Raw genomic sequence first — 13,367 nt, forward strand, 5'->3', positions numbered from 1 at the left:
CCTCTTAATTCAGCGGCTAGGCCGACATGATTTGCGCGTAAGCGGCAAAGTCTTCCTGCATCCTGCGGAACACTTTGTATTTTGCCTGGTGATACCGCCGAATCTTTCCGGATCGTGGTTCGACAACCGTTCCGTCTCCGCTCATGGCTGACATCGCGGAAGCAATGTCATTAAATGCGCCGGCCGCTACGGCGCCGAGAATGGCAGAACCCAGCAGCACTGGTTCCGATTGCGCCGGCACCACCACACGGCACCCCGTCGCGTCGGCATGCTCCCGGAGATAAAGTGGATTCTTTGCGAGCCCGCCACTGACTACGAGGCTCGACACCTCGATCCCCTTGCGTTGCATCTCTTCAATGATATGGCGCGTGCCATAGGCGAGGGCTTGGATGGTCGCGAGATAGTCGAGTGCAAGGTCGTCAACATCGGAATCAAGGGTGAGCCCGCTCACCGCGCCTTTTCGCCACGCTTGCGCCAAGGGCGAACGGTTTCCGTGAAAATCGGGGTTGACGTGCCTATCCGCCGTCAAGAAGGCGGTCTCGTCCGCCATAGCGGCCAGGTGCCGATGCAATTGTTCGGCGGGCCTACTATTGTCGCCAAGCGTGGCGCTGGCGGCGTGGCGAGCGATCACAGCATCGATCAGCGCGCCGGCGGCGGATTGCCCGCCTTCACTGGCCCATACTCCTGGAAGCAGCACGGAATAATAGGGTCCCCATACGCCGCCGACGAAGATAGGTTCTTCGGAAGTTACAATGTGACATGATGATGTGCCGCCAATAAGCGCAAGGCTTGCGCCGCGAGCAGCGCTGACTCCCAACGTTCCAAGCGCGCCTGCATAGGCGTCGATCATGCCGCTCGAAACGGCAATACCAGGTTGAAGGCCGAGTTCCCCCGCTGCAGTCTCGCTCAATTGTCCAATGGCGGTTCCCGCCGGCGCAAATTGGTTGCCGATCGCCAGGTGATCACTGTCCCCGAGATCGCCAAGGCCAATTGCGGCGAAGAATTCTTGATCCCATCCTTCGCCATTGAACCCCTTGTGCCCGAGATAGGTCCACTTGCACACAGCCGAGCAGACGGACCGGGTGCTGGTGCCTGTCGCCCTGTGGACGAGCCAGTCGGGAAGGTCCCAAAACGTAGCGGCAATCTTCCAGCTCTCCGGCAGTTCGCGCTTAAGCCACCGAAGTTTTGGCATCTGCATTTCCGGAGATATACGTCCGCCGACATAGTCAAGAACCTCGCCGCCAATTGCGTTGATTTCATCGGCATCGCCAATTGCCCGGTGGTCCATCCAAAGGATGATGTCACTATCCGGTGTCGAATTGGGGCAGACGCTTACCGCTTGTCCCGTCTCACCGGCAACGACGAGCGAGCAGGTGGCGTCGAAGCCGATACCGACGATGCTGGCAGGGGCGATTCCGGCTCTTTCTGTCGCCGCAACCACCGCCATACAAACTGCGCGCCAGACGCCGGCTGAGCTCTGCTGGGCGAAGTTCGGGCGCGGGCGAAGCGTTTCGATCGCGGCAATACCTGTTCCGAGCAGCGTGCCCCGGGCATCGAAGACGCCGGCGCGGGCACTGCCCGTCCCGACGTCAATTCCCAAAAATGCTTCCATGCGATTTTCCCGTGTCGTTCCCGCACCGACTACCAGGCAGTAAAGCCGCCATCCACGACCACATTCGAGCCGGTCATGTAGGACGAGGCATCGGAGGCAAGGAAGCGGATCACTCCGTTGTACTCATTGATCTCGGCCTGCCGGCGCATGGGCACGCGGTCGAGGAAGGCTTCGACGAATTCCTTATCGAAGCTTGCCGTCTTTACGCCGCCGAAGGAGATGAGGTTGACGCGAACGTTCTTCGTTCCCCAATAAGTGCCGAGATAGCGCGTCAGGTTGACCAGGCCCGACTTCGACGCGGCGTAGGAGATCGCCTTGACGAATGGAATGCCGTCGCGCTCTTCGCGATAAGCGTAGAGAGCTTGGTTCGGCGAGACGATGCCGTAAATCGAGCCGACATTGATGATCGAACCGCGCCCGACCTCAGCCATCTTGCTGCCGACGACCTGGCTGGTCAGCATGACGCCCGTAAGGTTGGTATCGATAATTTCATCCCAATATTTCTGCGGGTAGACCTCGAAGGGCGCATTCTGCTCCGCCGAGCCATCTGGCTTGGAGTCGATTCCGGCATTGTTGACGAGGATGTGCGGGACACCCCAATCGTCGATCAGTTGTTCGGTCGCCTTTTCGAGGGCGGCCTTGTCGGTCACGCTTGCTTCGTAGACGCGAATGCGGTCTGTGAGGTCCGGGAACTTTTCGGCAAGCTTCTCGGCGCTGAAAGGACGTCTGCTGAAGATTGCTACCTTTACGCCGGCTTCCGCAAGCGACTTGGAGAATTGCGTGCCTAGCTGACCGAGACCGCCCGTGACGACCGCGACGCGGCCACTGATATCAAATGCATCACTCATGGTGTTTTTCCTGGTGTCCTTAAATGTTCGGTAGTCAAGCGGACTTAGCGGATGTATCAACCGCTTCGCGCGCGCGGCGCAGTCCCTCATTGAGGAACAGGACGTCATTTCCCATGATGATCATGTCGACGCCCTTCTTCTTGAGCGCGGAGACGTTCTCGGCAACAGGCGGAATGCATGGTGCCATCACCTTGATGCCGCGCGCATGGCATTTTTCGATGAGCTCGGCGAGCTTCTCCTCGATTTCAGGATGCGACATCGAATAGTCGATGGAGATGCGCCGCGAAATCGAATAGTCCGCCGGTCCGAAGTTGATGACGTCGATACCTTCGACGTCGAGGATCTCGTCGATATTGTCGAAGAACTCGTAGCTCTCGGCCATTGGAATGACGAGACGGGTTGCGTTCTCGTGCTCCATGTAGGCCGACCACTGGAAACCGGGCCCGGCAAAACCGGCGGCACGACAACTGGCATCACCGCCACGGCGGCCAAAGGGCGGGAATTTAGCGGCCCTCACGATGGCGCGCGCCTGTTCGGCCGTGCCGACTTGCGGCACGATAACCCCCGTTGCCCCGAATTCGAGCGACTTGCGAATGTCCCATTCATTGGTACCGCGCACCCGCACGAGAGGCGCGATTCCCGCGAGCAGCGCGACAAGCACCAGTTTTTCCATATGTGCATCGACGTTGACCGGCGTGTGTTCGGCGTCGATGAAGGCGAAGTCGAGCCCCCAGTTTCCGGCGGCCTCGATGGCAACCGTCGATCCCGTGTAAAAAGTGGCGCCGAACGTCGGTTCGCCGTTTTTCAACTTGCTGGCTAGTTTGGTGTTCTCTGGTCCGGGCAATTTCTCAGTCTCCTTGGTGGTAATGGCTTGGCCGCTCACTTGAGATCGGGCGCGATGAAGTTTTTTAGTTCCGGCGTTTTTGGATGGGTGAAGATTTCTTCCGATTTACCTTCTTCCCAGACCGTGCCCTGGTGCATGAAGACGGTGCGGGTGGCGACGCGGCGGGCGAACCCCATCTCGTGCGTGACCAGAACCATGGTCATGCCGGCTTCAGCGAGCTGAGCGATCGTCTTGAGAACCTCGCCTGTCAGTTCGGGATCGAGCGCCGACGTCACCTCGTCGAATAGCATTACCTTTGGCTTCATTGCCAAGGATCGCGCTATGGCAACGCGCTGTTGCTGACCGCCCGATAATTCGTCCGGATAAGCATCTGCCTTCTCTGCCAATCCGACACGGCTCAGGACCTCCCGCACCAGCGCTGAACCTTCATCACGTGGCAGCCCTTTGACGACCCGTGGCGCAAGCGTGATGTTTTCGGCGACGGAAAGGTGCGGGAAGAGGTTATAGCTTTGAAACACCATGCCGACCTCCTTGCGCAATTCACGCAGGTTGGCGCGGGATTGGTCGAGCTTGTGGCCTACAACTTCGATCGTGCCTTCCTGGAACGGCTCAAGCCCGTTGATGCAGCGGAGCATGGTGCTCTTGCCAGAGCCCGAGCGGCCTATTACCGCGACGACATCGCCGTTTTCCACCGCAAGATTTATGCCTTTGAGGACAGGAACGTTGCCGTAGGATTTTTTGAGATTCTCAATGCGCAGTGCCGGCATGTTTTCTTTCCTTGAGTTTCTCGCTCCACCACGACAGGGGATAGCAAACGACGAAGTACATCGCGGCGACCGTCAGGAAGACGTGGAAGGGCTGGAACGTCATGTTGTTGAGGAGCTGGCCGGCCCGTGTCAGTTCGACGAAGCCAATCAGAGCGGTCACGGACGTATTCTTCACGATCTGCACCATGAACCCGACTGTGGGACCGAGCGAGATTTGAAATGCCTGTGGCAGGATCACATAGCGCAGGCGTTGGAACGGGCTGAGTGCGAGTGCGTCGGCTGCTTCCCATTGCGTGCGTGGAATGGCCTCGATACAGCCGCGCCAGATATCGGCAAGGAATGCAGTGGCGTAAATCGTCAGCGAGATCGCTGCCGCGGCCAACGGCGGGAAATAGAAGCCAAGAAAGCTCAATCCGTAATAGGAGAGGAAGACGACAATCAGCAGCGGAGTTGCCTGAACGAGCTGGATATAACCCGCCACCAGCGCCCGCAGCCAATTTGGGCCGAGGGAACGCGCAATAGCAAAGAGCAGGCCGAAGATCCCGCCGCCGACGAATGTGCACAGGGAGAGGCCCACGGTCCACACAAGACCGTGGAAAAGGAATTGTACGCTCTGCCAACCGAAGGACTGGATCATGATTCGACCTCGCGGGGGAGGGTGAGTGTTGCGGCTGCAGACCCCGTCTTGGGGACGCGGCGACGGAACAGCCACAGCCCGACCAGCCAATAGAGAAAGCGGAAAACGAAGGTCATGGTGATGTAGATTGCCGCCAGAACCAGAAAGGTTTCGAGACTGCGGAAGGTCTGCGATTCGATCTTTGCGCCTGCCAGGGTCAATTCGGTCGCCGAAATGGCGGACGCGATGGACGTGCCAAGCAGAGTCAGCGTGAGCTGTCCGGTCAGAGAGGGATAGATGATACGCAGTGCCGGAATAATAACGACATAGCGCATGACCTGAAGGCGCGAGAGGCCCAGCGCGAGACCCGCCTCGATTTGCGTCTTCGGAATGGCGAGCAGGCCTGCTCGAAAGATTTCGGCCGAATAGGCTCCAAGGTTAAGGGAAATTGCGAAGATTGCCGCCTCATTGGCAGTCAGTCGGATTCCCATATAGGGCAACCCGAAAAACAGAAGGAACAGCTGCACGAGCAGCGGCGTATTGCGAAAGGCTTCAACGTAGGTGGCGCTGACAACGGCGCCCCACTTCGGGCCATCCACGCGTAGCAACGCGGCTGCGAGTCCGATCGTTAGCCCGATGCCGATGGACTGACTCGACAGTATTAGAGTGTCGATGGTGCCGCTGATCAATTCCGGCGTTCGCGCCAAAACGGGCGTGAAATTCATCTCGTATGCCATGACGGTCTCCTGCTGTGCCCGAGCCGGGGATCTTGACGATCCGGCTCGGGACAGGGCATGCACAAGTCGACGTTGTGTTAGAAGGTCGGAAGCTTGCCACCGGGGACAGGAATGCCGATCCACTTCCTGTGCAGTTGATCAAGCTTGCCGGTCACTTCGATGTAGTAGATGAAGTTGTTCAGCCACTGGTGGAGTTCAGTCGCATCTTTGCGCGTGGCCATCGACCAATAGAGGGTGAAGAGCGGAACGTCTTTCTTCACTTCGAGATTGCTGAGATTACGCTTGGTAATGATGTCGTTGGCGACCGCGGCAACAGCAGCTGTTGCATCGACCTGACCGGAGATCAGCGCCTGCATCGCAAGCGCATCGTCGTCGAATCGAACGACTTCAAGACCTTCGACACCGTAACCGCTGACTGCAACGTCCTGTGTACTGCCTTTAGGTACAGAAACTCGCTTACCTTTGAGATCGTCGAGCGAAGTCAGCTTCATATCCTTGGCCGCAACAAAGCGCATCTCATAGGCGCCGTAGGGATTGGTCATAAGGAACGTCTTGGCCCGTTCCGGTGTCGCGGTCATTTGCGCGATGAGGAAATCCACGCGGCCGGACTCAAGCGCTGCAGCCCGTGAAGCGTTGTTCACCGGTACAATCTCGAGCTTTACACCAAGGGCAGCTGCGGCCTCCTTGGCAAGGTCGACGATGAACCCGTCGGTGTTGCCGTTGGCATCTACCGTATCATAAGGCGGGATGCCGGTTAGAACACCGATGGTGACGCTGCCCTTCTTGGCGATATCCGCCGTCGTCTGTGCACTTGCACCTGTTGCAGATGCAGCCAAAACGGCCGCCAGGGCAATGATGCCGCCGACCAAATGTCGCAAACGTTTGATCATTTTATTCTCCTCCCTCGTTCGTTACGGATCGCACTAATCGTGGCGTACCGTTTGCTTGCCACCGCCCTAACGTCCGGGCGACCTGCAGAGCGACTGCCACTTACCGTGCGTGCCCTGAACTAACTCTTGACATATGACTTATGACATAAGTATGAGTCAAGCACGTTCGCTGAATAAATTGCAGCACATGATTGTGATGAAGAGCGACGGCCACCTGTGATTGCAATTGCGGTCGTGGGACTGAAAGAGAGGGCGAAAATGAGATCCACCGAACAGGCGCCGCCTGAAGCGAGGCCGCGAAGCAGGCTTCATTCCTCGGTCGCGAGTGCGCTCGAGGACCAGATCATTTCGGGCGCCTTGCCGATTGGGGAGCGGCTTCCATCGGAAAGTGAAATTGCCCGTGACTTTGGTGTATCCACGCGGTCTGTGCGAGAAGCGATGCAAATCCTTGAGACCAAGGGACTCGTCAGACGTCGACACGGTGAACGCACCATCGTCGTCCGGGATGATGTCGCTGAGTTTCTGGGGACGCTCGCCGTTACGGTTCGGCAACGCTTCGCCAGCGACTCGGAATATCTCCTACAGTTGATGGTCGTACGCCGCATGATCGAAACCGAGGTGGTGGGCCTGCTGACAGCCAAGGCACAGCCGGTGAATGCCGAGGTAGAGGCGGCCCTTGAAGCGATGCGCGTCGCTCGCGACAAGGAGGATTTTGCAGGATTTACGCAGGCGGACGCAGCCTTTCATCTGGCTCTCGTACACTCGACAGGAAATGCGATCCTGTCTGTCTTCTACGACAATCTCTACGGCCTCATCACCGAAGTCATCCGCGTCACCAGCCGTGTACCAAGCAAATCACTCGCGGCCGCCTATGCCGAGCACGCGGAGATCTTCGAAATGATCCGCAACCGTGATGAGGCTGGTGCGAAAACGCTAATGCGCGCCCAAATCGACAACAGTGCAGCTTATCTGCGGGTCGCGATCGAAAATGCCAACGCTAAGGAAAAATGAAAATGCCTGATTTCAACTATTCGGACACGGATTGGGACTCCATAGAGCGCCTTAAGAAATGGTACTCCGGCGACGTCCACGACAGCATGGAGCATCTTGGCCTATGGGGATACCTCGACGGGATCTCGCTTCTTGGGGCCCTTGGCTCGGGAGAAGTCGTGTGCGGTCCCGCGGTAACCGTTCTATTCGAACCTTCTGATCGCAAGGGAGAGCCCCAGGACGTCTACCATAACGCGATTGACAATACGCCCAAGGGCGGAATTTTGGTCTGTGACGCCTCTTGTACCGATGGATCCTGTTCGGGAGAATTGATGAGCACCGGAGCGAAAACCCGGGGCGCGGCCGCCACCATCGTCAACGGTACCGTCCGCGATCTCGCCCAGGTCCGCGCACTGGGCTATCCATTGTTCGGTACGTCGCCGAGCCCCGTGGGCGTGACCGGCAAGAAAGAACCGAAAAAATCTCAGGTGCCGGTCAAAATCGGAAGGGTGACCGTGAGCCCCGGCGATATCATCTTTGGCGATATCGATGGTGTTGTTGCACTACCGAAAGAACGCCTCCGCGACGTTGCTGATGCCGCCGATGCACTCGGCAAAAACGAGGCGGCCGCGCGAAACCGTATTCTTGCGGGAGAAAAGTTGCAGTCGGTCTGGCCAGCTTGAATGTGGGGTGGCCCGCCACGGCGGGCCACCCAACGTCGCTTTGGGTTCCCATCCTGATGTCAACCGAGCTTCCTCGGTGGTTCGCCGAAAGGTAACTGCCATATCCTGCTAGGGCGAGGCTTCCCAAATCAGCTGTGATGCGATCAGCCAGTGGTGTTTCCATCTGAAAACGCGGATACCTGGAAACGTGTCGTTACCAGCAGCGATGAATTGCACCAAGAACGTGCTTGATAAGGCGACGCCGCCACCGTTCAGCCCTGGCGCATTCTGCCAATCCACGACTAGCACACCTGCCCAAATGGATGATTTGCCCAATGGTGTCGCGTTCAACTATACTCAGCGAGCCTTCAGGCTCAAATGCGCACTGAAGACCGAGAACAGAACTGGGGGATTTCATGTTCGTCGGTGATATAACCAACCTTCTGTCGAAGGTCCACAATATTTGTGTGGTCGGTTCAGGACCGGTAGGAATCGTAACAGCATTGGAACTTGCGCGGCTCGGACAATCGATAACGCTCATCGAGTCCGGCCTGTTCAAGCCTGATGCCGCCGCACAGGCGCTGTCGGATGCAGAACGCGCGGACATCCGACGCAACAGCGACATGACGCTTTCAGTTCAAAGAAGCTTTGGCGGGACATCAAATCTTTGGGGAGCGGGCTGCGTTCCACTTGATCCGATCGACTTTGCCTACCGTCCAATTACTGCAGACGCGATATGGCCAATAGCCTACAGTGAGTTTGCCGATTATCTGAAGATTGCCTGCCGTTATGCCAATTGCGGCGAGTCATTCCAGCAGCCTGTTCGCGGACTGAAGCTCGTGGATAATAACTTTTCTACCGGCAATCTGATGCGCTATGCACAGCCTGTCAGCTTCGGCGTGGCCTATCGTAAGGAAATCGAGCGATCGCCTTTGATCACGGCATGCCTCGGTGCGACAGTGACCGATATGTGCTTCGCGCATGATGACGGTATAGAAGCGATCAAAGTCAGGAGCCGCGATGGCTCGATGGGGTTGCTTAAAGCCAAGGCTTACATCTTTGCTTGCGGTGGGGTCGAAACGACCCGTCTCCTACTGGCTGCACAAGCGGAAGCACCAAAACGTTTTGGGGGAGAAGAGGGTCCGCTCGGCAGATTCTATATGGGACATCTTTCCGGCGATGTTGCCGATATACATTTTTCTCATGCTGGACTCGACAAAGCATTGGATTTCTTCCGCGGGCCGGACGGTGCTTTCGGGCGCCGGCGGATTACCGGCAGCGGTGAGTTTCAGGCAAAGGAAAACCTGACCAATATTTCGTTCTGGCCGAAGCTTCCCGCCATGGCCGATGCAAGCCATCGAGATGCAGTCTTGTCGCTAGCCTATCTCACTCTATCCGTACCACCGGTGGGACGTGTTTTGGTAAGTGAGTCGCTGCGCCGCATTAATGTGGGCGACGGTGGGCATAAAGCGGCGCACGCACTCAATGTCGCTCGCGGCTTGCCGGCGATCGCGAAATTTCTCCCACGCTTCATATACGGGAGGTCGCTTTCCAGCCGAAGGCTCCCTGGTCTGCATCTGCTCAACGGTGCTCGGCGTTACCCTTTGCATTATCACGCCGAGCATCTTCCCAACGTAGATTCGCGCATTCGCCTTGTTAATGAACGCGATGCGCTCGGTTTAAGGAAGGTGATTCTTGACCTGCGTTTTCAGTCGAAAGACGCCGAAGCCGTTGTCGACACTCATAATCACCTTGACCGTTGGATGAAATCAACCGGACTAGGAGAACTGATCTGGCATGGCCCACCGGAAGAACGTCAACCGAGTGTCATGGATCAGGCCGGTGATGGCGTCCATCAGATTGGAACCGCCCGAATGGCACTAAGCCCAAAGGCCGGCATCGTCGATCGTAATTGTCGCGTATTCGGGGTCAGGAATCTGTATCTTGCCAGCAGCGCCGTGTTCCCCACTTCCGGGCAAGCTAATCCGACTTTAAGCGCCATCACGTTGGCCGCTCGCTTGGCACACACGATAGCAACCGAAATAGCCACTCACCTGGTTTGAGCGTGTGACGCACCGGTTCGCGATTTCTGCGGAAGAGTTCTTGCAACTTGCCGCCCTCAAGAATGGCCGCGCGATTCGCGCTCGGCCGAGCTTGTGCGATTTCAATGACCACAAACAGGAACATTTGCCCAGGCGAATTGATGAGCACCGGAGCGAAAACCCGGGGCGCGGCCGCCGCCATCGTCAACGGTACAGTCCGCGATTTCGCCTAGGCCTGCGCACTGGGCTAAGCGGCGGATGATCGCGACGATCAATCAATTGTTTCTGGGGCCGGTTTACTTGGAGAAGAGTGACGCGATACTCACAATGCAATCGCGAACTGTTCATAGTCTCCATTCTCCAATGGATTCCAAATAGCGCCGCCCCCCTTCAACTTTGGGGCGTTTGATGTGCGGTGGCATGGCCTCAAACATTCGACAATGATCCTGTGCATATGTGGGTTCGGGAGCAGATAGTCGATGTCTGCTCAGATTTAGCTTGCGGCCTTGGAGACTAACAAAGGGCGATCGAATGTCCGCAAAGTTGCGCGTGGTGATCCGGTTGGCGGCTGTATAGCCGGAGAGGTGCTGGTAGTGGTACGGCTTGATCGCTTGGCGCGATCCGTCAGCCATCTGCTGCAAGTTATCGAACAGCTGGAAGCCAAGGGCGCGCATTTCCGCTCGTTGCACGATCCGATCGATACCTCCACGCCGCAGGGCATGTTTTCGCTGCAGGAATTGGGTGCCGTTGCCCAGCTCAAGCGTGCCCTGATTTCCGAGCGCACCAAGGTGGGCATTAAAGCGGCAAAGGCCCGCGGCAAGGTCCCTGGCAATCTGGCTTGCGTGCGCGACTGCCGGAAGCCATTGCGAAGGTGTCGAGAGCGCGACAGCGAACTTATCTAGCGGATCTCACCACTACCATGACATCCTGGTTGCCCATCGCGTAACGAATGAGGCCGGAGTCCATGGGAAGACGTAACGCGCAGCCTCAACCGTGAAAACGGCCAGAATTGGTCGGTCGATCGCCTGCACCGGTCGGTAAGGCGGTTGGTCAGCAAAGGACTGGCTGATCCACGATCCTCCCTTCCCCTCGCCGCTTGCCGGAAGACCGGCTTATGATGCTGATCACAGGCATTGCCAATGCAAAGCCCGACCTGAAACTTCGCGACATCGCCGCACAGCGAAGGTATGCACGAGCGCACGTCACGCGTTTCGTCGCGCTGGGTCGCCTCCTCGGTCAAGCACCTGCTGACCGGGCGCGAAAGCTCGGGCTCGTCCGCGTATAGTGGTCTTCACGCGCTCATCCTTCACGTCGCCGCCACCAGTTGCGGGCGCACGCCGTTGGCTTTGAGGGCTGCTATCAGCATCGGTCCTACGGTAAACTCCCCTGCCCTCGCCTTTTCGGTCAGGACGCGCAGATAGCCCCCAGCTGAGTTGATGGCTTGTGCCCGCTCGAGGATGCAGGCAATGACAACGGCGGTGTTTTCCTGGCCAAACACACTCCTCATAAGCCGAGGGCAAAATACCAAGGTAGCCCCGCACCTGTGCGGCCGTCGCTATCGGCTCCCGCCAGGTACCAATACCGCTTGGCGCATAGTCGGCGATCTCCGGACGGGCCTTCATCACCAGGCCTAACGGATAGGTCCTTGTCGCATCCTCTGCCCTTGGTTGGTTGGGTCGAGATTTTGCCCCTTGGCTGTTTTTGAAGCGAGTTCAATATCAGATGAAGAGTCGTTGTTTGAATTCTGTTGCTGCGGCTCAGATTGATACTCGTTGGCGCTCGGAATCTTTTCATTTACATGACTTTCCAACAGTATAGCCACTACCTGGCTGAGTCGGTTGAAAAGGCGGCGGCAGAACCTGCGCAAACGCCGGATGCCGTAGCAAAAGAGACTTGCGAAGTTGCGATGGTCTGCGTAGAAGTGGGTTCGACATCAAGAGTTGGGTTGACGCCCAACGCCAACCTGCGCTCCGGGCAAGGTGGTACTTCCGTCAGGGAGGATGTGGCCGAACCGGCAATTATACGGATTTAGCTACCGGCGTCTGTCCAGCGAACCAACAGGAACGCGCGATAATGCCGATAAAGATCCCCGACGATTTGCCCGCACGCCGCCAGCTCGAAGCCGAAGGCGTCAATATCATGCGCGAACGGGACGCGGTGCGTCAGGACATAAGGCCGCTGCGGATAGGATTGCTCAATCTGATGCCCAACAAGATCAGCACGGAAACGCAGATCGCAAGGCTGGTCGGCGCAACGCCGCTGCAGATCGAACTCACCCTCGTTAGGATAACCAATTACGTGGCGCGCAACACGCCGGTGACGCACATGGCATCATTCTACCGTGCCTGGGAGCAAGTCCGTGCCGAGCGGTTTGACGGATTTATAATTACCGGCGCGCCGGTCGAGCATCTAGCCTTCGAAGACGTGCAATATTGGGATGAACTCCGCCACATTCTCGATTGGACGCAGTCGCATGTCCATCACTGCCTGACTATCTGCTGGGCAGCCCAAGCTGCGCTTTGGCATTTTCACGGCATCCCGAAGCACGACCTGTCGGCAAAGGCTTTCGGCATCTTCAACCACGGCAACCTCGCGCCCGCTTCGCCATATTTGCGCGGTTTCTCCGATGACGTGCTTATGCCGGTATCGCGATGGACGGAGGTTCGGCGCGACGACATCCCACAGGGGCGCGGCATAAACGTGCTGCTTGAGGGGGAGGAGACGGGGCTAGGTCTGGTCGATGATCCTTCATGCCGGTCGCTCCACATGTTCAACCACCTCGAATATGACACGAACTCACTTGGCGACGAGTATTTCCGCGATCTCGCAAACGCACCTTCAATGCCGCTGCCTCGCAATTACTTTCCCGATGACGATTCGTCATGTAGGCCGGCGAACCGGTGGCGCAGCGCTGCCCATCTCCTTTTCGGCAATTGGATCAATGAGATCTATCAAACCACGCCTTTCAACGTGAACGACATAGGCATGATACCGCGACAGCTGGTAGGTTAACGCGATAAGGAATGTCGCTGATTTACGCGCGGATTCTTTGACGTATGTAAATGAAATAGAAGCTTATTGGTATTTAGCTTCCGTTCGACCTTGACCCGATTACCCAGTCCCGCCTGATCTGAATCGGAATCCAGGTAGTATGGATGCTACGCGGGATGGCATAAGCAGAGACCTAGAGTTTGCGCGCTTTAAGTCGAGTGCGAGTCGTTGATTTCCAATCACATCACCTCACCTCTCAATAGAGTGTGAGCAATGGAAATCCCGCACGCCCTCCCCCACTTCCGTGTCGGATCTATGCCAATGACTGGGAGCGACATCCCGGAAGTCGGTTGGAAATTGGATAGAGC

12 protein-coding genes, 2 pseudogenes and 1 riboswitch are annotated in these 13,367 nt (G+C 57.4%); of the genes and pseudogenes, 6 read left to right on the forward strand and 8 right to left on the reverse strand.

Annotated features, from left to right (window positions below):
* Positions 1–16: 16 nt before the first annotated feature.
* The 7 genes from HQ945_RS17135 to HQ945_RS17165 form a co-directional block, all read right to left on the reverse strand.
* On the reverse strand, positions 17–1,612 hold the full coding sequence (locus HQ945_RS17135; protein ID WP_113281302.1) for an FGGY-family carbohydrate kinase: 1,596 nt from the start codon (positions 1,610–1,612) through the stop codon (positions 17–19).
* Between the two features lie 29 nt (positions 1,613–1,641).
* Positions 1,642–2,460 (reverse strand): SDR family oxidoreductase, encoded by an 819-nt coding sequence (locus tag HQ945_RS17140; RefSeq protein WP_174208329.1) that lies wholly within the window; start codon positions 2,458–2,460, stop codon positions 1,642–1,644.
* A 34-nt stretch (positions 2,461–2,494) separates the two neighbouring features.
* On the reverse strand, positions 2,495–3,304 hold the full coding sequence (locus HQ945_RS17145; protein ID WP_113281418.1) for an HpcH/HpaI aldolase family protein: 810 nt from the start codon (positions 3,302–3,304) through the stop codon (positions 2,495–2,497).
* Positions 3,305–3,339: 35 nt separating this feature from the next.
* Complete coding sequence (locus HQ945_RS17150) at positions 3,340–4,071, reverse strand: amino acid ABC transporter ATP-binding protein (protein ID WP_091923277.1); 732 nt, start codon at positions 4,069–4,071, stop codon at positions 3,340–3,342.
* Entirely contained in the window at positions 4,052–4,711 is a 660-nt protein-coding gene (locus tag HQ945_RS17155; protein WP_162737237.1) for an amino acid ABC transporter permease, read from the reverse strand. The genes HQ945_RS17150 and HQ945_RS17155 overlap by 20 nt, the downstream gene beginning before the upstream one ends.
* Positions 4,705–5,424, reverse strand: a complete 720-nt coding sequence (locus HQ945_RS17160; RefSeq protein ID WP_051615044.1) for an amino acid ABC transporter permease — start codon at positions 5,422–5,424, stop codon at positions 4,705–4,707. Before HQ945_RS17160 ends, HQ945_RS17155 begins: the two co-directional genes overlap by 7 nt.
* Before the next feature lie 77 nt (positions 5,425–5,501).
* Positions 5,502–6,314, reverse strand: coding sequence for a transporter substrate-binding domain-containing protein (locus HQ945_RS17165; protein ID WP_091923280.1), 813 nt, complete (start codon positions 6,312–6,314; stop codon positions 5,502–5,504).
* A gap of 258 nt (positions 6,315–6,572) precedes the next feature.
* On the opposite strand from HQ945_RS17165, the gene HQ945_RS17170 reads away from it, so the two are divergent.
* The 5 genes and pseudogenes from HQ945_RS17170 to HQ945_RS17190 form a co-directional block, all read left to right on the forward strand.
* Positions 6,573–7,325 carry a FadR/GntR family transcriptional regulator gene (locus tag HQ945_RS17170; protein WP_174208330.1) on the forward strand — a complete coding sequence of 251 codons (753 nt, stop codon included), beginning with the start codon at positions 6,573–6,575 and terminating at the stop codon, positions 7,323–7,325.
* 2 nt (positions 7,326–7,327) lie between these two features.
* Positions 7,328–7,987, forward strand: a complete 660-nt coding sequence (locus HQ945_RS17175; RefSeq protein WP_174208331.1) for an RraA family protein — start codon at positions 7,328–7,330, stop codon at positions 7,985–7,987.
* A 395-nt stretch (positions 7,988–8,382) separates the two neighbouring features.
* Complete coding sequence (locus HQ945_RS17180) at positions 8,383–10,029, forward strand: GMC family oxidoreductase (RefSeq protein ID WP_113281307.1); 1,647 nt, start codon at positions 8,383–8,385, stop codon at positions 10,027–10,029.
* Positions 10,030–10,133: 104 nt separating this feature from the next.
* Positions 10,134–10,241: an RraA family protein gene (locus tag HQ945_RS23200; RefSeq protein WP_162737230.1), complete on the forward strand. Its 108-nt coding sequence runs from the start codon at positions 10,134–10,136 to the stop codon at positions 10,239–10,241.
* Between the two features lie 342 nt (positions 10,242–10,583).
* Positions 10,584–11,293, forward strand: a pseudogene (locus HQ945_RS17190) (recombinase family protein); the annotation flags it as partial.
* A gap of 21 nt (positions 11,294–11,314) precedes the next feature.
* On the opposite strand, the pseudogene repC reads toward HQ945_RS17190, so the two are convergent.
* Positions 11,315–11,630, reverse strand: a pseudogene (gene repC / locus HQ945_RS22925) (replication initiation protein RepC).
* 303 nt (positions 11,631–11,933) lie between these two features.
* Positions 11,934–12,040: riboswitch (SAM-I-IV-variant riboswitch) on the forward strand.
* Between the two features lie 41 nt (positions 12,041–12,081).
* Between repC and HQ945_RS17200 the strand changes: the two are divergent.
* Positions 12,082–13,020 (forward strand): homoserine O-succinyltransferase, encoded by a 939-nt coding sequence (locus tag HQ945_RS17200; protein ID WP_113281309.1) that lies wholly within the window; start codon positions 12,082–12,084, stop codon positions 13,018–13,020.
* Positions 13,021–13,367 lie beyond the last annotated feature (347 nt).

The organism is Phyllobacterium pellucidum (assembly GCF_013327855.1).
Classification (GTDB): Bacteria; Pseudomonadota; Alphaproteobacteria; order Rhizobiales; family Rhizobiaceae; genus Phyllobacterium; species Phyllobacterium pellucidum.